This is a genomic window from Alteraurantiacibacter aquimixticola, from assembly GCF_004965515.1.
GTDB classification, from domain to species: Bacteria; Pseudomonadota; Alphaproteobacteria; order Sphingomonadales; family Sphingomonadaceae; genus Alteraurantiacibacter; species Alteraurantiacibacter aquimixticola.
Genome location: NZ_SSHH01000001.1, coordinates 1,065,281 through 1,083,900 on the forward strand (window position 1 = coordinate 1,065,281; position 18,620 = coordinate 1,083,900).

An 18,620-nucleotide genomic window follows, 5' to 3' on the forward strand; every position below is an offset into this window, starting at 1 on the left:
CCTTTAGCGAATCCCGCTGCTGAGCATCTCCAGCCGGTAGATCGTCATCGCCACATTGCGAATGCCCTCGGGCGTCGCCCATGCCTCGCCATCGGGTGTGGAGGCTCCCATCGCGCCGACATAGAGCTGGTCGCGCTCCGGCCCGGCAAAGGCGAGGGTGATCGTGCGGCGCGGGGCGGGGATCACGCCCAGTTCGGTTCCGTCGAGCGCGAAGACGTAAACGCCCGCATCGCCGGTGACATAGAGCCGCCCCTCGGCATCGACAGCCATGCCATCGCCGCCAAAGCCCTGCGTATCCTGCGACAGCGTGGCAAAGGTGCGGGAGCTGGAGGCGCTGCCGTCCTCGCCGATATCGAAGGCGATGATTTCGCGCATGTCGGTGACATAGAGCACCGATCCATCGGGGTTGGAGACCACGCCATTGGTGAAGGCCTGCGGCTCGTAAACCACGCTGACATGGCCCGCCGCATCGGTGTGATAGAGCGGCCCGTCGGTAAACCACGCGCCGCCGCGGCCATCGACATGGAGGTCGTTCAGGCGACCGAGCGGCGTGCCATCGGGCATCTGGCTCGCCACCACGCTGCGTTCGGGTGTCAGCTGCATCACGCGGCCCGGACGATCGCAGGTGAGCTGCATCAGGCCGGGATCGCTGCAACCGCGCTCCACCGCATAGACATTGCCCGAAGCATCGACCGAGGCTGCGCCCGCGCCGGTGACATAGGGCAGTTCCACGAAAGCGCGCCCGTCGGGCCACAGCTTCCAGATCGCATTGCTCTGTTCCTGCGCGAAGAGCAGCATCCCGTCCGCCGTGGTGGTCATGCCGTCCGCCGTCATCGGACCGGTCCACACGGTCTCCCACTCCGCATCGCCAGAGGTGACGCCGGGAATGGCGGGCACGTCAGTCGCGACTTCGCCCGGCTCAAGCTGCTGCGCGGCAACAGGGGTGGAGGCCAGCATCGTGGCGGCGAGGATTACTGCAAGGCTCTTCATGGCGTCTCTTCTCCCCCGAAAGACGGTTTAGTCGACGGCGTTGGGTTCGATCGTGTTGAACTGCCCGTCATTCCCGGTACGATCATTGTCCCAGTCGATCACGATCATCCGGTCGAAGCCCTCGTCACGCACCCAGCTGATGCTGGAGGTGAAAGGCTCGTTGAGCGTGACCGGATCGGTGACCTTGAATTCCGCCACCAGCCGGTCTCCGTCCATGCGGATGCGTTCTTCATAGCGTGCCTCCTCGGAGAAGGGCGGGGCGCCGTGGAAATAGTCGGACGGCGTCTGCACCATCGCGGTTTCGATCACCAGCGTATCGCCTTCCCAATGGCCCACGCTGGTGCCGTAGGTGGTGGGCCACATATCCAGCTCGTCGGGCATGTCGCGCCCGTCGGTGTAGATATAGCGCGCCTCGTTATAGGCGTTGATGATGATGGTTTCCTCGGGAGTGATGAGGAAGCGCAGCGGAGTGGCCGAATTCATCATCATCGGGAAGCCCCAGCCATTGGCCTTCCGCCCGCCGGAAATCGCGCGCACATGGTCCACGCGACGCTGGCCTTCCTCGTTCCAGTTCGCCGTGTCCGCGCGCAGCGACATGACGTTGGCGAAGTTGGAGAGGTCGGGGTTCGGCTCGGTGAAAATAGGCGCAAGGCCGGTGATCGTGGTGCCGGCCTGGTGTTCGGAGACCCAGTAGCCGGGCCAGTAGGGCAGTCCGGCAAAGGCCTCTGTGCGGGCGTGCTGCTCCTCGTGATGCTCGGCCACGGCGGGACCGGCGAGCATTGCGCAGGCAAGGACGGCGACGGTGGTGGCAATCGGCCTCATCGCGAAAGCCCTCATTCGTTGGTGCCGATTTCTTTGCCGCTGGCGTCGCTGACGGTCACGACCACGCCGCCCGGCTCACCGCTGCGCAGCGGGTAGAGATCGACCGAGACTTCCATGCCGGGGCGCAGCGTGCGCGGACGCCAGCCGCGGGCATAGAGATACATGGGGGCGCCCATCTCCAGGCTCCATTCCACGTCGCGGCCCTGCGCGTCCTTGGCCATCAGCTGGATATAGGCGTGCGGATTGCTCCACTGGAATTCGCGTACCGTGCCGCGCACCGTGGTGGTGTGGCTGCGGTCGAACATGGCGAAGGAATGGTGGGCGGTGGCCGATGGCGCCGCCAGCGCCAGCCCGACCATCGCGCAGGCCGCACCGGCCAATGCGATGAGTTTCTTCATTGTCCTCTCCCGAGCCTTTTGGCCCTGTTAATCTGGAACATGCCAGCAAAAATCGGCAAGGTCATCAGCGGAATTGTATTAATCGGTGGCACCGGGCGGGCGCGACTCGCTTTTGCTGTATTATTGGGTTAACACACAAGGCATGGTCTTCAGTTTGCGCTCCCGGAAGAAAGATCGCGACGGCTATTGGCAGCCGGGCGAGCTGAGTTCCGTGCTGGAAGATGCGCCGTGGCACCCTTCCTTTCGCGGGGGTGACGATGGCGGCGCTGGCGGGGGCGACCTTCCGCCATCGGGAGGCGATATTGGCGAGCCTCTCGTACCGCCGAAGCGCGACTGGCGCTTCTGGCGCGGCTGGCGCGGGCGCAGCCGCTGGTGGTGGGCGGTGCGCGGCGTGGCGGCGGCGCTGGCGCTGTTCATCGTCCTGATCGGCTGGCTGGCGATCACCGCGCCGCTTTCCAAGTCGCTGGAGCCGATCGCACCGCCGCAAGTCACCCTGCTCGCCAGCGACGGCACGCCCATCGCGCGCAATGGCGCGGTGGTGGACGAGCCTGTCGAGGTGTCCGCGCTGCCCGAGCATGTGATCCAGCCCTTCCTCGCCATCGAGGACAGGCGCTTCTACGATCACTGGGGCGTCGATCCGCGCGGCGTGGCGCGGGCCGTCTTCACCGGCACGGGCGGCGGTTCGACCATCACGCAGCAGCTGGCGAAGTTCACTTTCCTCACCCCCGAACGCACGCTGACCCGCAAGGCGAGAGAGGCGATGATCGCCTTCTGGCTGGAGGCGTGGCTGACCAAGGACGAGATCCTCGAACGCTATCTCTCCAACGCCTATTTCGGCGACAATATGTACGGCTTGCGCGCCGCGAGCCTGCATTACTTCTACCGCCAGCCGGAGAACTTGCGGCCCGAGCAGGCGGCGATGCTGGCGGGGCTGTTGCAGGCCCCCAGCCGGCTGGCTCCCACGCGAAACCCCGACCTTGCGGCGGAGCGGATGCGGCTGGTGAAGATATCCATGGTCGCGGCGGGCTACATCACGCAGGCACAGGCCGATGCGATGCCCGTGCCCTCGCTCGACGTGCGGACCACCAATGACCTGCCCACCGGCACCTATTTCGCCGACTGGGCTCTGCCCGAGGCGCGGCAGCGCAGCGAGGTCGGCTATGTCAGCCAGACGCTGACCACCACGCTCGATTCGCGTCTGCAGAACATCGCCCGGCAGGTCACGCAGTCCGCGCCGCTGGGCGGCGCGCAGGTGGCGCTGGTGGCGATGCGCCCCAATGGCGAAGTTGTGGCGATGATCGGCGGGCGCGACTATGCCGCATCGCCTTTCAACCGCGCCACGCAGGCGCGCCGGCAGGTGGGATCGACCTTCAAGACCTTCGTCTATCTCACTGCGCTGAAGCAGGGATGGTCACCCGATGATACGATCGACAATACGGAGATCACAGAGGGTTCCTACCGCCCGCGCAATGCCAGCGGCCGCTATTCGGAGAGCATCACGCTGGCCGACGGTTTCGCGCAAAGCTCCAACGTTGCCGCGGTGCGCCTGCAGCAACTGGTGGGGGACGATGCGGTGATCGCCACTGCGCGCGACCTGGGCATTACCGCGCCGCTCGACCGGGGCGATCCCAGCATGGCGCTGGGCACATCGACCATGAGCCTGATGGAGCTGACCGCCGCTTATGCCGGGATTGCCGCCAATGCCTATCCGGTGGAGCCGCATGCCTTTGCGCGGCCCGAACAGGGCTGGTGGGACTGGCTGCTCAACGGGCCGGAATCGCTGCGCAGTTCGGTGCATGAGGATATGCAGGAGCTGCTGCGCGGCGCGATCAATCGCGGCACCGGCCGCGCGGCCATGCTGCGCAGCGCCAATTTCGGCAAGACCGGTACCACGCAGGACAATCGCGATGCGCTTTTCGTCGGCTATGCGGGGGACCTGGTGGTGGGTGTATGGGTCGGCAATGACGACAATTCGCCGCTGGGTGGTGTGACCGGCGGCGGCGTACCCGCGCGTATCTGGCGCAATTTCATGGCCGCCGCGCTGGGCGAAAGCAGCCGTCCCGCGCCCAATCCCACCGCCTCGCCCGATCCGGGCGGCCCGATCGTGCCGCTCGATGTGGACGATTTGCAGGACATTCCGCTGACCGAGGACGGCTCCACGCGCCTGTCCATCGAACAGGACGGGGCAACGCTATCGACCGAGATCGAGGGCGTGCCGGTGGATATCCGCGTTGGCCAGGACGGCGAATTCTCGATCCAGCCGGCCGAGGCACCGGATTAGGGCCGCATCAAGGATAGACCGCCCGCACGAAGTACAGCCCGTCGGGTGGGGCGTTGAGGCCCAGCTGCTGGCGATCCTTCGCTTCCAGCACTTCGCGCACCTGCTCAGGCGTCCACTGGCCGAGGCCGACCAGCGAGAGCGTGCCGACCATCGAGCGGACCTGGTGGTGGAGGAAGCTGCGCGCCTCCGCGCGGATGATCACATGCTCGCCCTCTCGCGTCACCTCGAGGCGGTCGAGCGTCTTTACCGGGTCCTTCGCCTGGCAATTGACCGAGCGGAAGGTGGTGAAATCGTGACAACCGACAAGGTGCTGCGCCGCCTCGTGCATGGCTTCGTGGTCGAGCGGACGGGCGACGTGCCAGGCCTTGCCCCGTTCCAGCGTCAGCGGTGCGCGGCGGTTGGTGATGCGGAATTCATAGGCGCGGCCCACGCAGGAAAAGCGCGCATGCCAGTCATCGGGCTTCACCTCGCAATCGAGCACCGCTATCGGATCGGGCCGGAGCTTGGCGTTCAGCGCTTCGGACAGGCGGAACGGATCGAAGCTCTTTTCGATATCGACATGGCTGACCATGCCGAGCGCATGCACGCCGCTATCGGTGCGCCCCGCCGAATGCATGCGCACATCCTCACCCGTAATGGCGAGCACCGCTTCTTCCACGCTTTGCTGCACGCTGGGGCCGTGGACCTGCCGCTGCAGGCCCATGAAGGGGCCGCCATCGAATTCGAGGGTCAGGGCGTAGCGGGTCACGCCGCGATTTTCCCGTCATTGCGAGCGAAGCGCGGCAATCCAGGGCGAGGCGCACAACGGCCCTGGATTGCCGCCTCGCCCCGAAACAAGTTCGGGCCTCCTCGCAATGACGACCGCAGGGTCATGGGAGCACCGCCCCGACAGGCGCAGGCTTGCCGCGCAGGAAATCCTCCGCCTTCATCGCCGGCTTGCCCGCGCGCTGCAGCTCTACCGGACGGATGGCTGCATTGCCGCAGGCTATCGTCATTTGCTCGTCGAGCACCGTGCCGGGCGCGCCGTTCACGCCGACCATGCGCGCGCGCAGCAGCTTCACCCGCTCGCCATCGAGCGTGAACCAGGCGCCGGGGAAGGGGGAGAAGGCGCGCACCCGCCGCTCGATATGGAGTGCCGTCTCCGTCCAGTCGATCGCGGCTTCGGCCTTTTCGATCTTGGCGGCATAGGTCGCCTCTCGATCGTCCTGCTTTTCGGGGCGAATCTCGTCCAGCCGCGCGAGCGTTTCGACCATCAGCCGCGCGCCCATCTCCATCAGCTCGTCATGCAGGTCACCCGCGGTCTTGTCCTCGGTCTCGGTCTTGCCCTTCAGCAGCATGGGACCGGTATCGAGGCCGGTTTCCATTTGCATGGTGGTGATGCCCGTCAGGCTGTCGCCCGCAAGGATGCAGCGCTGGATCGGCGCCGCCCCGCGCCAGCGCGGCAGCAGCGATCCGTGAACGTTGAAACAGCCGAGGCGCGGGCCGTTGATGATCTCCAGCGGCAGGATCTGGCCATAGGCGACGACCACCGCCGCATCGGCCTCCAGCGCGTGGAAATCGGCCTGCGTGGCGATATCGCGCATGGTTGCAGGCGTGCGGACTTCGATCCCCAGCTCCTCCGCCTTCCTGTGGACGGGGGAGAGGCGCAGCTGCTTGCCGCGACCGGCGCGGGCGGGCGGCTGCGAGTAGACGGCGCAGACATCGTGTCCGGCCTCCACCAGCGCGCAGAGGGTCGGCACGGCGAAATCCGGCGTTCCCATGAAGATCAAGCGCATGCGTTGGGCCTTTCCCTTGTCCGCCAGCGGCCCTATCTCCCGTGTCATGGCATCGCAAGAGATCGAAACCCTCGCATCGGCGCTGGCCAAGCTGCCCGGCCTCGGCCCGCGTTCGGCGCGGCGGGCTGTGCTGTGGCTGGTGAAACGGCGCGAGACGTCGCTGCTGCAGGTGCTGGAAGCGCTGACCACTGTGCGTGACCGGCTGGCCGAATGCGACATTTGCGGCAATGTCGACACGCAGAACCCCTGCGGCATCTGCGCCGATCCGCGCCGCGATGTGAAGCAGATCTGCGTGGTGGAGGATGTGGCCGATCTGTGGGCGCTCGACCGGGCGAAGCTGTTTTCGGGCACCTATCACGTGCTCGGCGGCAGGCTGTCGGCGCTCGACGGCGTGCGGCCTGAGGACCTGACCATCGATGCGCTGGTGGGCCGCGTGGCGGCTGGCGGCGTGGACGAGGTGGTCCTCGCCATGAACGCCACGCTGGAGGGGCAGACCACCGCCCACTATATCGCTGAAAAGCTGGAGAATTACCCTGTGCGTATCACGCAGCTGGCGCATGGCCTGCCCGTGGGCGGCGAGCTCGATTACCTTGATGAGGGCACCCTCGCGCAGGCGCTCAGGGCAAGGCGGCCTGTCGGGTAACTGGTTCACTTGTCGTAGGAAGTGGCCGGGCCTATATTAAACATATGGCTATTCGTGAAATCCTTGAAGCGCCGGATCCCCGGCTGAAGACCGTATCCACTCCCGTCGAGACTTTCGACGCGGAGCTGAAAGTGCTCGTCGATGACATGTTCGAGACGATGTATGCCGCCAACGGCATCGGCCTCGCTGCGATCCAGGTGGGTGTGCCTAGCCGCGTGCTGGTGATCGACCTCCAGCCCGAGGACGAGGATGCGGAGGAAGAGGATTGCGGTGACGAGGGCTGCGGCCACAACCACAAGCCCCTGAAGAAGGAGCCGCGCATCTTCATCAACCCGGAAATCCTCGATCCGGCGGAAGAGCTGGGCACCTACCAGGAAGGCTGCCTGTCCGTGCCCGATATCTTCGCCGATGTGGACCGGCCCAAGACCTGCCGCGTGCGCTGGCAGGACCTTGAAGGCAACAAGCATGAGGAAGCGATGGACGGCCTGCTCGCCATCTGCATCCAGCACGAGATGGACCATTTGAACGGCATCCTGTTCATCGACCATCTTTCGCGCCTGAAGCGCAACATGGCGCTCAAGAAGCTGGAAAAGGCGCGCAAGGCGGCGTGACGCGCTAGTCTCCCTCTCCTGAAACATGATTCGGGGGAGGGATCACATGAAAATTCGCTTTGCCATAGCGGCTGCAGCACTGGCGCTGTCAGCATGCAATGACACGTCGGCGCTGGAGGCGCTGGAGGCGCTGGAGGCGCGGGTGCAGGCGGTGGAGGACCAGCTGGCGATCCAGCGCGTCATCACCGACTATTCCGCCCATCTCGATGCGCGCGATTACGATGGCTATGTCGGCCTCTTCACCGAGGATGGGGTCTGGGCCAACGGCAATACAAGGCGCGAGGGGCGCGAGGAAATCCGCGCCATGCTGGAGGGCCTGTTCGGCGAGGTGGAGGAGGATTACGTCAACCTCTCCAGCTTCCACTATATCGCCAATTTCGAGGTGGACGTGGAGGGTGACGAGGCGCGGTCAAAATCGCGCTTCATCTTCTTCATGCGCGGCGAGGGCGGGGCGCCCATGCCCGAACTGTCAGGCCAGTATCATGACCGGCTGGTGCGCACCGAAGAAGGCTGGAAGATCGCCGAGCGCGTCGATCACACGGTGATGCCGACACCGGAGGAATGGGTGGCCGAGATCGAAGCGCGCGGCCTCAATAGTCTGGAGGACTGAACGAGCCGGTGAAGGGGACGGGCGCTTGCTGCTCGGCCAGTCGCCGGGCCTCTTCGGCCTGCCGCGCCTCTTCCGCCTCGCGCTCACGCCGGGCGGCCCGTTCGGCATCCGCCTTGGCACGCTCCCGCTGGAGCTTCTTCGCCTGGTTGGCGAGGCCGCGCCATGTTTTCTCCGAACGCAGCGCACGTTCGCGCACATTTTCCAGCGTGGCGGCCTTCGCCTCGGCAGCGGCTTCGCGGGCGCGTTCGTCATAGAAGTCGAAGGTCAGGCTCATGTCGGCGGCTCCGGTCGGCTGGAAGACAAGGAAAACCCCTCCCGCCGATACGGCGGAAGGGGTGCACTGGATCAGTCGGCAGCCGACAGGTTGACGGCCGATTCCTTGCCGTTGTTGCCGCGCTCCACGTCGTAGTTGAGGCGCTGCTCCTTATCGAGCGTGGTCATGCCGGCGGCCTGCACCGCGCTGATGTGCACGAAGCTGTCGGCCGAGCCGTCATCGGGCTGGATGAAGCCATAGCCCTTGTCGGTGTTGAAGAATTTTACGGTGCCAGTCTTGGCCATGATGTTTCCTTTCAGGAAAACGAGTTGCCCGTAGGCAGAATTGCCCGCGGGTCGTGCGTCAAATCGTTGAATGAAAGGAAGTCGCCGTCTGGTTTTTCACCGAGGCCCATAGGGCAAGGCGAGAAGTCAAATGCCGAAGTCCGTCGCATATTCCGACGTCAGCAATATGCTCTTAGCACAGCCCGGTATGAATGTAGAGTGATCTTTCGCCTCGCTATTTCGGGCAATTGGTGTATTATGCGCATATCACAGGGTCTGCCCCCGATGCGCCCAGTGGCTGAGAGACGTGCGCGCTCCCGCATCAATGGGAGCAATATCATGGACTTGAACCAGCTTCTCTATCACCACCAGATCGCCTTGATGAACGCCAGCCGTCCGGCGGACGCGTCATCCGACGCCATCTATTTCGACCTTGCGCGGCACTATGTGCGCCGGATTCAGCGTTATCGGGCGGAAAACGGCCTGTCGGGCCGCCTGTGACCGTTAGTGACAGGCCGCAGCTGCCTGCTCGCCGACTGGTGAAGCTACGCGAGGAGAATGTGCAATTCGGGACGGCGATGGCCTGCGCCATCACGGCAGCCAATTTGCTACCCGACCCGGACGATTGATACAGGGACGGCTATGCCTTGCATCTCACCTGGTTCAAGCTGACCGCACCGCGCCCTTGGGAACCAGCAGGAAGGCTGCGAGGTAGAGCAGACCGGTGAGGATCAGCAGATTGTTGTATCCGGTCACCAGCGCCGCATATTCGAAGCAGCCGCCCACGATCGTGCCCAGCAGGTTGATCGCAAAGGCCGCCTGCGAATCCCCGCTCTCGCGGAAGCGCTTCGAGAAGGCGACATTGGCGAGATAGATCGGCACGAATGCCAGCAGCGTCGCAATGATCAGGCGCGGCACGAAGGGCAGCGACAGCAGCCATTCCTCCGGCACCACCCATGCGAGCGCCAGCGAGGCGGCGATCGCGGCGAAGACCACCGGCAGCGGCGGCGTCTTGAACCGCCGCGTCGTCTCCACCGCCGCCAGCACGATTACCAGCACGCCGGCAAAGACCAGCGCGTTGACGAACCAGGTCGTGCCGAACAGCAGCGCGAAGGTCGCGATGTTCTTGGTTTCCAGCAGCAGGAAGGCCGCGCCCATGAAAAACAGGTCGGCATAGGGGCGCATTGGGCCCAGCGGGCCGCCCAGCGTGCGCACCGTCACCAGCGAGGCGATCAGGATCGCGGCGAGGGTGAAGGCATAGAGCGGCGGGAAAGTGTCGCCGCGGAAATAGAGGAAGGGAGCATCGTCGGTCACGGTTTCCACCGGCCCGGCGGAGGTCTGCCGCCATTCCTGCGCGCATGACTGGTCGTTCACCGTCATGCCCGCCGTCACCACCGCCTGTGCACCGCTGAAAGTATCGATGCAGGGCGCATGGCCGAAGACCTTGGCGGCAGTGCCCGCCAGCCGGTCGATCAGCCAGTCCTCGCGATAGTAATTATACATGGCGAAGGTGCCGTTGGGCTTCAGGCGGTCGCGCACCGACTGCACGGCTTCTTCGGTGAAGAGGAAGCTTTCGAGGCGGATCTGCGAGGCGCCGCTCACCAGTGTCAGCGAATCCGGCAGGGCGAAGAGGATCAGGTCGTATTTCTTGTCCGTCCGTTCCAGGAAGGCGCGCCCGTCATCGACATGGCGGGTGACGCGCGGATCCTGGTAGGGGCGGTCGATATTGAATTCGGCGCCCAGCTCCATGATGCGCGGGTCGATATCGACCGCATCCACATTCTGCGCGCCATTGCGCAGCGCGATGGCGACGTCCGAGCCGGAACCCGCGCCGACGATCAGGACGTTCTCCAGCTGGCGGCCTTCGGGCAGGCGCAGGTAAGGCGTCTCGTAGATCCGCTCGCCCTCGTCGATTTTCCACTGCGCGGGCGCCATCAGCTGGTGCGGTACGCCATTGGCTTCGATCAGCATGAAGCCATCGGCGGCCTGATTCGTGGAGTGGGTCTGCACCTTGTAATAAGGCGACCAGCTGACGCCCGGCGTAAGCGTCTCCATCAGGAGCATGGCCAGCGAGGCGGCGCCCCAGCCCACGGAGAGGATGCGCCGCTTCTTCTCGCTCAGCACGATATACAGCGCGATGGCGATCACGCCCCAGACGATCGACGGCGCACGCAGGAAGCTGAGCGTGGTGAAGAGGATGATCCCAGCAAGCGAACCGATCAGGTCGTAGCGATAGGCCGAGAGCGGGCGCATCTTGGCAAAGCAGCGGCCGACCAGCTCCGCCGGGCCGGCAAGGATCGCCGCGACCAGCAGGAACACCAGGGGGAGGGCAAGCCACGCAGGCGGGCCCGACACTTGCAGCGAGGTGAAGTAGATGATGTCCGACCCGCTGCGCTGGATCGTGACGGGGAACAGCGTCACGCCGATCAGCAGGATCGTCAGCAGCGGCAGCGAGAAGGGCCATACCGACCAGTCCTTGCGGCTGATCAGGAAGCCCGCGCCGATGCCGAGGAAGGAGCCGAGCAGGACGAAATTGGAGAAATAGGACAGGTGGATGACGTTGGAGCCGAGCCAGCGGATCAGGGCCAGTTCCAGGAACAGCATCAGGCAAGCCGAAATGACCAGCCGCTTCACCGCTGCCGGATCGTCGGTCTGTTCCTTGGCCGCCTGCTCGAACTCGCTTGCGGTCGCTACTGCTTCAGTCACTATAGATGCCCCCGGAATCCCGTTATGAGACCCCTATAGGGGGGCAAGTCTTTCCAAAATATTCACCAAACCTGCCTTTTGAATCAACCCGTCGCGGGAGTGGTTGTCGGGCAAGCAAAAAGGGCCGCCCCTGAAGGAGCGGCCCTTGCTGTGTGTCCGGTAATCCGGGGAAAGCTTAGAACAGGCCTTCGATCTGGCCGTTCTCGTCGAGATAGATGCCCTCGGCCGAAGGAACCTTGGGCAGGCCCGGCATGGTCATGATGTCGCCGGCGATGGCGACCACGAAGCCGGCACCTGCGGACAGGCGCACTTCGCGGATGGCGATTTCATGGCCCGTGGGTGCGCCCAGCTGCGTCGGGTCGGTGGAGAAGCTGTACTGCGTCTTCGCCATGCAGACCGGGAATTCGCCGTAGCCCATCTCTTCCCACTGCTTCAGCTGCTTGCGCACGGCGGTGGGGATGGCGACGTTTTCGGCACGGTAGATTTCGGTCGCGACCGTGGTGATCTTGTCGGCCAGCGGCATGCTGGAAGGATAGAGCTGGTCGAAGTCCGGAGCGCCCGCATCGGCCTTGGTGGCAACGATCTGCGCCAGCTCCTCCGCGCCCGCGCCGCCTTCTGCCCAGTGCTTGCAGATCACGGCATCGGCGCCGAATTCCTTGGCCATTTCCTGGATCACCGCGATTTCGGCATCGGTGTCGAGGTAGAAGTGGTTGATCGCGATGGTCGGCGTGATGCCGAACTTCTTCACGTTTTCGATGTGACGCTTCAGGTTCACCGAACCGGCGCGCACGGCGTCCACATTCTCACCCTTGGTCAGGTCGGCCTTGGCGACGCCGCCATTCATCTTCAGTGCGCGCACGGTGGCGACCAGCACGATCGCATCGGGCTTCAGGCCGGCGAGGCGGCACTTGATGTCCATGAACTTTTCCGCACCCAGGTCGGCGCCGAAGCCAGCCTCGGTCACGACATAGTCGGCCATGCGCAGCGCGGTCTTGGTGGCGATCACCGAGTTACAGCCATGCGCGATATTGGCGAAGGGGCCGCCATGGAGGAAGGCCGGGCGGTTTTCCAGCGTCTGCACCAGGTTGGGCAGGATGGCGTCCTTCAGCAGCACGGTCATGGCGGGGTCCGCCTTCACGTCGCGGCAGAAGACCGGCGTACGATCGCGGCGATAGCCGATGATGATGTCACCCAGGCGCTTCTGCAGGTCGTCGAGATCCGAAGCGAGGCACAGGATCGCCATGATCTCGGAAGCCACGGTGATGTCGAAACCGGTTTCGCGCGGGAAGCCGTTCGACACGCCGCCCAGCGGGCCGACGATCTGGCGCAGCGCGCGGTCGTTCATGTCCAGCACGCGGCGCCAGGTGACGCGGCGCAGGTCGATGTCGAGCGAATTGCCCCAGTAGATGTGGTTGTCGATCATCGCGCTCAGCAGGTTGTGCGCGCTGGTGATGGCGTGGAAGTCACCGGTGAAGTGCAGGTTGATCTCGTCCATCGGCATGACCTGGCTCTTGCCGCCGCCGGCGCCGCCGCCCTTGACGCCGAAGCAGGGGCCCAGCGAAGGTTCGCGCAGGCACAGCATGGTCTTCTTGCCGATGCGGTGGAGGGCGTCGGAAAGGCCGACCGAAGTGGTGGTCTTGCCTTCGCCGGCAGGCGTCGGGTTGACGGCGGTGACCAGGATCAGCTTGCCGTTGCTGGTGGTGGGCAGGGTGGCCGTGTCGACCTTCGCCTTGTACTTGCCGTAAGGGATCAGCGCCTCATCGGGAACGCCGGCATTCTTGGCGACTTCGGTGATGGGGATCAGCGTGGCTTGGCGTGCAATCTCGATATCGGTGGGCATTTGGGATCCTCTCGTATTGCCGAACGGATTTTCACTGACGCGAAAATTTCGCGAATCTGAATTAGTTTGCATCGCATACAATCGAGTGGGGGGTGCACTCAAGCAAGATTTGCATATCGGCCCGCGTGGGTGACGGTGGATGATTGCGCGCGGGCGGTTGTGCGGCGCGGCGGACTGCGTTAGGTTCCCTTTTCGTTCTCATTTCCGTCAGGCTGTCCATGGACCCGATTCTCGTTATCGCATTCGTCATTGTCGCGCTGCTGCTGGGCGGTGCGCTGGGCTGGTTCCTCGGCGGCAAGCCGGTGGCGGAGGCGAAGGCGCGCGTGGCGGAGCGGGAGGCGGAGGCCGCGGGCCTGCGCGAACAGCTCGCCCGCATGACGCCCGAACTTGCGACGATGAGCGAGCGGGCCGCGCGGGCGGACAACCTCGCCGAAACGCTCGACAGGACGCGTGAGGAACTGACCACGCTGAAGACGCAGGCCGCCGGGTTCGAGGAACAGAAGCGCCTGCTGGTCGAAAGCCGCGAGGCGTTGCTCAAGGAATTCCAGAACACCGGCTCCAGGGTGCTGGGGGAGGCGCAGGAGGCGTTCCTCAAGCGCGCCGCCGAACGGCTCGGCCATTCGGAAAAGGCGAGCGAGGAGAAGCTGAAGGCGCTGCTCGATCCGGTCGACAAGCGGCTCAAGAGCTATGAAGAACAGGTGACGAATCTGGAAAAGCAGCGCGTCGATGCCTTCGGCCAGCTGACCGGCCTGATCGAGAATATGCAGCGCGGGCAGGAAGAGGTTCGGCGTGAGGCGCAGCGGCTCGGCAATTCGCTCACCAATGCCCCCAAGGCGCGCGGGCGCTGGGGGGAGCGGGCGCTGCAGAACGTGCTCGAGCAATGCGGGTTGTCACAGCATACCGATTTCGACCTCGAACATTCGATGGATACAGAGCAGGGGCGGCTGCGGCCCGATGCGATCGTCCATGTGCCGGGGCAAAAGAAGCTGGTGATCGACGCCAAGGTGTCGCTCAACGCCTACCAGGCCGCGTTCGAGGCGGATGACGATGCGGAGCGGCAGCGCCACCTCGATCTGCACGCCAAGTCCATGCGCACCCATGTCCAGCAGCTGGGTGCGAAAAGCTACCAGAGCCAGTTCGAGGAAGCGCCCGATTACGTGGTGATGTTCGTCCCCGGCGAGCATTTCGTCGCCGCCGCGCTGGAGGCCGATCCGGAGCTGTGGGACTTCGCCTTCAAGAACGGCGTGCTGCTGGCAACGCCCACCAACCTCGTCGCCATTGCGCGTACCGTGGCGCAGGTCTGGCGGCAGGATCAGATGGCTGCAGAGGCCAAGGAAATCGGCCGCATGGGGGCCGAGCTCTATGACCGGCTGCGCGTCGCTGCCGAGCATCTGAAGCGCGTCGGCGGAGGGCTGGAAACGGCGGTTGCCAATTACAACAAGTTCGTCGGCAGCTTTGAACGCAACGTGCTCACATCGGGCAAGCGCATGGCCGACAAGGGCCTCGAAATATCGCGCGAGATCGAGGACGTGCCGCTGGTGGAAGGCGCACCGCGCTATACCGGCGCCGACATTCAGGAACCGGCAAGCCCGCGTCTGGTTGAGGAGGCGGAGGAGGAAACCGGTTCATGAAATTTGCTTCGTTCGCAGCGTTGCCCTTGCTGGCGCTGTCGCTTGCCGCTTGCAGCCAGTCCGAGGCTCCGTCCGACGAGATGGAGAAGGCGGCGGAGGAGCTGGTGCAGACGGTGATGGCGACGCCGATTGGTGAGCTCGAACTTGCACCGCTGGAACCGCGCAATGAATGCGGCGATTTGCAAGGCGCCAACGCCTTCATGGCCGCGCTCGATGCGGCGATTTCCCTGCGCGATACCGAAGTGGTGCTCGCGCTCGCCGCAGAGGATGTGAAGCTGGGCTTCGGTGGTGCGGATGGCATGGAGAATCTAGGCGCCGCGCTGGATGATCCCGAGGGCCGTTTGTGGGAGGATCTCGCCGAAGTCATGAGCCTCGGCTGCGCGGAGAACGGGCAGGGCGGCATCACGCTGCCTTACTATTTTGCGCAGGACACCAAGCTCGATCCCTATTCCTCCATGATCGTCACCGACAAGGATGTCGCCGTGCGCGAAATGGGCGGCAATGACACGCGCCAGATCGCCACGGTCGGCTGGGAAGAGGTGGAGCTGATCTATGAGGACGGCATGCCCGTTCATTTCGGCAACGATCCCGAGAACCCGAATGCCGGTTGGATGAAAGTGCGCGTGCCTGCCACCGAGGATCGCGCGGAAGTGGAAGGCTTCGTCCCCGCGCGCAATTTGCGCAGCGTGATCGACTACCGCCTCCTCGCCTTCAGCCGCAACGGCCGCTGGCGGATTACGGCGCTGTTGGCGGGGGATTGAGGAGGCGCGTGCCGGAGTGTCGGCTAACGACCCAAAAGCAGACCTTTAAGCACATGGCCGCTATGCGCCCCAATCTCGGTCATTCGATTGGGCTCGCGAGTTCCCTGAAAGCTGACTTACTTTCCGATGAGTGGGCGATGCCTACGAACAGGTCGAGGCGGTGGTCGAAGGAATCGAGTAACGCCTGTGCGACTACTGCCCGCTCGCTGCCGATGAGTGGATTGCCTGGCAACAGCACCCCACCGGCAGGGTACTTGCGAAAAGGAAGCCCGGGCGGAGATCGAAGCGGGAGAAATAAGTATTGTGTCCCCGGAATTCCCCGTGTTCCCGGAATTCCCCACGACAGTTCGATACGCGCCTGCCTTTCGGCTGCGATCAGTACCGCACATAGATTTGCTGGCGGTTCCAGTCGACGCTGGCGGAAATGCGGCCTTCTGCGGCATCGCCAAACGCGTTGATGGGCTGCGAATAGCGTAATCCTTGCGCGAAGTGTCTACATGTCAGTAGGTCGAGATAGTCATGGCCGGTGCTTTCCGAAATTTCGCAGAAAGACAGTTCTCCGTTGGATGAAATTGTCAGCTCTGCCCTGCCGCGCGCGACTTCAGATATATCGATACCTGCTGTAAGCGCCGGATCGAGCGTCAGATCACCTATGATCATTGGCCCTACTGGCTTGCCCGGCATCACAACCTGCATCTTGGTGCGATTCCAGCGGACCCTCACGGGAAAATTGCGCAGTATGCGGGTAAAGTCGCGCACCGACTGCACCAGCTCCACGCCTGCGGCTTCAAGCGCAGGGCAGCTCGCATTGTCATAATCGGCAATACCGCTGGGGGTCGATATCGTGCACTCAGTGATCGCGCCTTGCGCATCGGCCGAGATGACCAGATCAACCTCTGCACGGCGCGGGCGTGTGCGGTCCTCTTCCAGAAACTGGCTGCCATCTGGCCGGTTCACCGATACCCAGCGATGATAATCGCGATAATCGAACATGTAACGATTGGGCACGCTTGGCACCCAGCTATCTGGCGGATTGGGTGCAGGCGGCGGTCCGGTCAGTGGGCGCCTCCAGCTGTATTCCACACGCGCGCTGGCTGTGCTGGATACGGGGCTGCCCTGCTGGTCGAGAGCGGGACGAAAACCGCTATGGTTTCGCGACAGGCCGCACGCCTCTTCCGCCAGTTCGGCAGGCAAGGCGGGCGCATCTTCAAACCGGCGTTCCTGCGGGTAATAATATTCCAGCCGGTCGCCGGTGCATGCGGTGACATTGCCTGCTGAATTCAGATCGACATCCAGCCAGACCATCACATCCCGCTCGCCCATATCCGGCACAAGCATGGGGGGAATTGGCACCTCACGCAGATAGACATACCCGAAGCGCCCGGCAGAAGCGCGTCGCAACAGACGATCGCCGTCCGAGCCGTGCGCAGGATTATCCTCCCAGCGCGAGCGAATCGTGATGTCCGGTTCGTAAGCCTGTTCCTCAGTGTCACTTTCCTGCGCAGCAGCATCACAAGGCATGGCAACCGCCATGCTCAGGCCCAGCATGGGCCAGCCAAATTTGCGCATCTATACGCTCCCTGTTCAGCAGCGCCGGGCGCTCAGCGCAAGAACCAGCTCGAACAGGGCCAGAGCACTGTCCCGCCGATGGTCAGCGCGTTCCAGCGACAGTCTTCGAGCACACTCGATTGCGGATTTGCCATTTGCTCTGTCCTTTTAAGCGTAGGCGCGGTGAGCGGGTTCGATCAAGCCTGATCGAGGCGTTCCGCTTTGCACCGCCCAACTTCCGGAAGCCGACCTTCCGCTTCCGGTCCATCCCTGCTCTTTAACGGAATCTCTGTAACGTCCGCTTTCCATCCCAATAGCGGACAGAATGCCGCCCACGGCTATCCTCCCAAAGCCTCCAGCACTTCATAGGCCAGCACCGCGCCTGCTACCGCCGCGTTCAAACTGTCCGCGCGCCCGCGCATCGGCATGGTCACGCGCAGGTCGCAGGCCATTTCGTATTCCTCGGGCAGGCCGCGCGATTCATTGCCGACGAGGATGAAGCAGGGCGCGGCGTAGGGTGCGCCGCGATAGGGGACGGCGTCGCGCAAGCTGGCGGCGACGAGCTGGCCTTCTCCGGAGCGCAGCCACGGCAGGAATTCCTCCCACGAGGCCCTTGCGACCTTCTGCGTGAACACCGCGCCCATGCTGGCGCGGACGGCCTCGACGCTGAAGGGATCGGCGCAATCGTCGATCAGGATCAGGCCACCAGCGCCCACCGCATCGCCGGTGCGCAGCATGGTGCCGAGATTACCGGGATCGCGCAAAGCCTGCGCTACCAGCCAGATCTTCGCCGCGCCTCGGTCCAGCGCGGCGAGCGACGTATCGAATTCCGCGAACACGCCCGCCACGCCTTGCGGATTGTCCTTGCCGGTGATCTTGGAGAGGATGTCGGGCGTACACTCGATCACCTCGCCGCCTGCGGCCTCCACCGCCGCTTCCAGCGCATCGATCAAAGGGTGCGGATCGCGTGCCGCGCTCATCACCAGCGTCTCCGGCACGTGGCCGCATTCGCGCGCATCGGTCAGCAGGCGCAGCCCTTCGGCGAGGAACTTGCCCGCAGCCTTGCGATGCTTCTTCTCACGCAAAGAGCGGAGATATTTGACCGTGGGATTGGAAAAGCCGGTGATCTCTCGGCGCATGGGATGGCCCTACCGATCCTCGCCGAAACCGTCTGCGACCATCTCCACCAGCTCGGCCAGGCGCTGCTCGCACCCATCGCCGGCAACGCGGATTTCCACGCTGTCGCCCTTGGCCGCGCCCAGCATCATCAGGCCGAGGATGGAGCCGCCGGCTGCCTCGTTCCCGTCCTTGGCGACGGTGACGGTAACGCCGTCCATCTGCGCCACCGCGCCCACGAACTTCGCGCTGGCGCGGGCGTGAAGGCCCCTCTTATTGACGATTTCGACCGTTTCGCTTGCTTCCGCCAAGCTGTTCCCTCCCAGGATGTCCTGCCTTTTATGTAAGGCC

General features: G+C 64.2%; 19 protein-coding genes. 7 read left to right on the top strand and 12 right to left on the bottom strand.

Annotated elements, in window-relative coordinates:
- Positions 1-3: 3 nt before the first annotated feature.
- The 3 genes from E5222_RS04825 to E5222_RS04835 are packed head-to-tail and all read right to left on the bottom strand — an operon-like array spanning position 4 to position 2,210.
- The gene (locus tag E5222_RS04825) at positions 4-990 is read right to left on the bottom strand and encodes an SMP-30/gluconolactonase/LRE family protein (protein ID WP_136692561.1); all 987 of its coding nucleotides are present in this window, start codon (positions 988-990) and stop codon (positions 4-6) included.
- A gap of 27 nt (positions 991-1,017) precedes the next feature.
- The gene (locus tag E5222_RS04830; RefSeq protein WP_136692562.1) at positions 1,018-1,812 is read right to left on the bottom strand and encodes a hypothetical protein; all 795 of its coding nucleotides are present in this window, start codon (positions 1,810-1,812) and stop codon (positions 1,018-1,020) included.
- Positions 1,813-1,823: 11 nt separating this feature from the next.
- Positions 1,824-2,210 (bottom strand): DUF6152 family protein, encoded by a 387-nt coding sequence (locus E5222_RS04835; protein WP_136692563.1) that lies wholly within the window; start codon positions 2,208-2,210, stop codon positions 1,824-1,826.
- A 142-nt stretch (positions 2,211-2,352) separates the two neighbouring features.
- Between E5222_RS04835 and E5222_RS04840 the strand changes: the two genes are divergently transcribed.
- On the top strand, positions 2,353-4,491 hold the full coding sequence (locus tag E5222_RS04840) for a transglycosylase domain-containing protein (protein WP_136692564.1): 2,139 nt from the start codon (positions 2,353-2,355) through the stop codon (positions 4,489-4,491).
- 7 nt (positions 4,492-4,498) lie between these two features.
- On the opposite strand, the gene truA is transcribed toward E5222_RS04840, so the two are convergent.
- Both truA and fmt read right to left on the bottom strand, forming a co-directional pair.
- On the bottom strand, positions 4,499-5,239 hold the full coding sequence (gene truA / locus E5222_RS04845; protein ID WP_136692565.1) for a tRNA pseudouridine(38-40) synthase TruA: 741 nt from the start codon (positions 5,237-5,239) through the stop codon (positions 4,499-4,501).
- Between the two features lie 121 nt (positions 5,240-5,360).
- Entirely contained in the window at positions 5,361-6,266 is a 906-nt protein-coding gene (gene fmt / locus E5222_RS04850) for a methionyl-tRNA formyltransferase (protein WP_136692566.1), read from the bottom strand.
- A 46-nt stretch (positions 6,267-6,312) separates the two neighbouring features.
- Here fmt and recR point away from each other — a divergent pair, with 46 nt between their 5' ends.
- The 3 genes from recR to E5222_RS04865 are packed head-to-tail and all read left to right on the top strand — an operon-like array spanning position 6,313 to position 8,130.
- On the top strand, positions 6,313-6,909 hold the full coding sequence (gene recR, locus E5222_RS04855) for a recombination mediator RecR (RefSeq protein ID WP_136692567.1): 597 nt from the start codon (positions 6,313-6,315) through the stop codon (positions 6,907-6,909).
- 44 nt (positions 6,910-6,953) lie between these two features.
- Positions 6,954-7,520, top strand: a complete 567-nt coding sequence (locus E5222_RS04860) for a peptide deformylase (RefSeq protein ID WP_136692568.1) — start codon at positions 6,954-6,956, stop codon at positions 7,518-7,520.
- 46 nt (positions 7,521-7,566) lie between these two features.
- Positions 7,567-8,130 (top strand): nuclear transport factor 2 family protein, encoded by a 564-nt coding sequence (locus E5222_RS04865; RefSeq protein WP_169053484.1) that lies wholly within the window; start codon positions 7,567-7,569, stop codon positions 8,128-8,130.
- On the opposite strand, the gene E5222_RS04870 is transcribed toward E5222_RS04865, so the two are convergent.
- Both E5222_RS04870 and E5222_RS04875 read right to left on the bottom strand, forming a co-directional pair.
- Positions 8,111-8,404 carry a hypothetical protein gene (locus E5222_RS04870; RefSeq protein ID WP_211196088.1) on the bottom strand — a complete coding sequence of 98 codons (294 nt, stop codon included), beginning with the start codon at positions 8,402-8,404 and terminating at the stop codon, positions 8,111-8,113. The genes E5222_RS04865 and E5222_RS04870 overlap by 20 nt on opposite strands.
- 71 nt (positions 8,405-8,475) lie before the next feature.
- A complete protein-coding gene (locus tag E5222_RS04875; RefSeq protein WP_136692570.1) occupies positions 8,476-8,688 on the bottom strand; it encodes a cold-shock protein in 213 nt (70 codons plus the stop codon).
- A gap of 318 nt (positions 8,689-9,006) precedes the next feature.
- Here E5222_RS04875 and E5222_RS16505 point away from each other — a divergent pair, with 318 nt between their 5' ends.
- Complete coding sequence (locus E5222_RS16505) at positions 9,007-9,168, top strand: hypothetical protein (protein ID WP_169053485.1); 162 nt, start codon at positions 9,007-9,009, stop codon at positions 9,166-9,168.
- Positions 9,169-9,330: 162 nt separating this feature from the next.
- Here the strand turns inward: E5222_RS16505 and E5222_RS04880 are convergent, their stop codons facing one another.
- Positions 9,331-11,373, bottom strand: a complete 2,043-nt coding sequence (locus E5222_RS04880; protein WP_246021543.1) for a spermine/spermidine synthase domain-containing protein — start codon at positions 11,371-11,373, stop codon at positions 9,331-9,333.
- A 175-nt stretch (positions 11,374-11,548) separates the two neighbouring features.
- Positions 11,549-13,213 carry a formate--tetrahydrofolate ligase gene (locus E5222_RS04885; RefSeq protein WP_136692571.1) on the bottom strand — a complete coding sequence of 555 codons (1,665 nt, stop codon included), beginning with the start codon at positions 13,211-13,213 and terminating at the stop codon, positions 11,549-11,551.
- A gap of 218 nt (positions 13,214-13,431) precedes the next feature.
- On the opposite strand from E5222_RS04885, the gene E5222_RS04890 reads away from it, so the two are divergent.
- Together E5222_RS04890 and E5222_RS04895 are read left to right on the top strand one after the other, a co-directional pair.
- Complete coding sequence (locus E5222_RS04890; RefSeq protein ID WP_136692572.1) at positions 13,432-14,844, top strand: DNA recombination protein RmuC; 1,413 nt, start codon at positions 13,432-13,434, stop codon at positions 14,842-14,844.
- Complete coding sequence (locus E5222_RS04895) at positions 14,841-15,605, top strand: hypothetical protein (RefSeq protein WP_136692573.1); 765 nt, start codon at positions 14,841-14,843, stop codon at positions 15,603-15,605. Before E5222_RS04890 ends, E5222_RS04895 begins: the two co-directional genes overlap by 4 nt.
- Positions 15,606-15,980: 375 nt before the next feature.
- Here E5222_RS04895 and E5222_RS04900 read toward each other — a convergent pair whose 3' ends face one another.
- From E5222_RS04900 to E5222_RS04910, 3 genes are all read right to left on the bottom strand, one after another.
- Positions 15,981-17,174, bottom strand: coding sequence for a hypothetical protein (locus E5222_RS04900; RefSeq protein ID WP_136692574.1), 1,194 nt, complete (start codon positions 17,172-17,174; stop codon positions 15,981-15,983).
- A gap of 317 nt (positions 17,175-17,491) precedes the next feature.
- Positions 17,492-18,292 (bottom strand): TrmH family RNA methyltransferase, encoded by an 801-nt coding sequence (locus tag E5222_RS04905; RefSeq protein WP_136692575.1) that lies wholly within the window; start codon positions 18,290-18,292, stop codon positions 17,492-17,494.
- A gap of 9 nt (positions 18,293-18,301) precedes the next feature.
- Entirely contained in the window at positions 18,302-18,580 is a 279-nt protein-coding gene (locus E5222_RS04910) for an HPr family phosphocarrier protein (protein ID WP_136692576.1), read from the bottom strand.
- Positions 18,581-18,620: the final 40 nt, after the last annotated feature.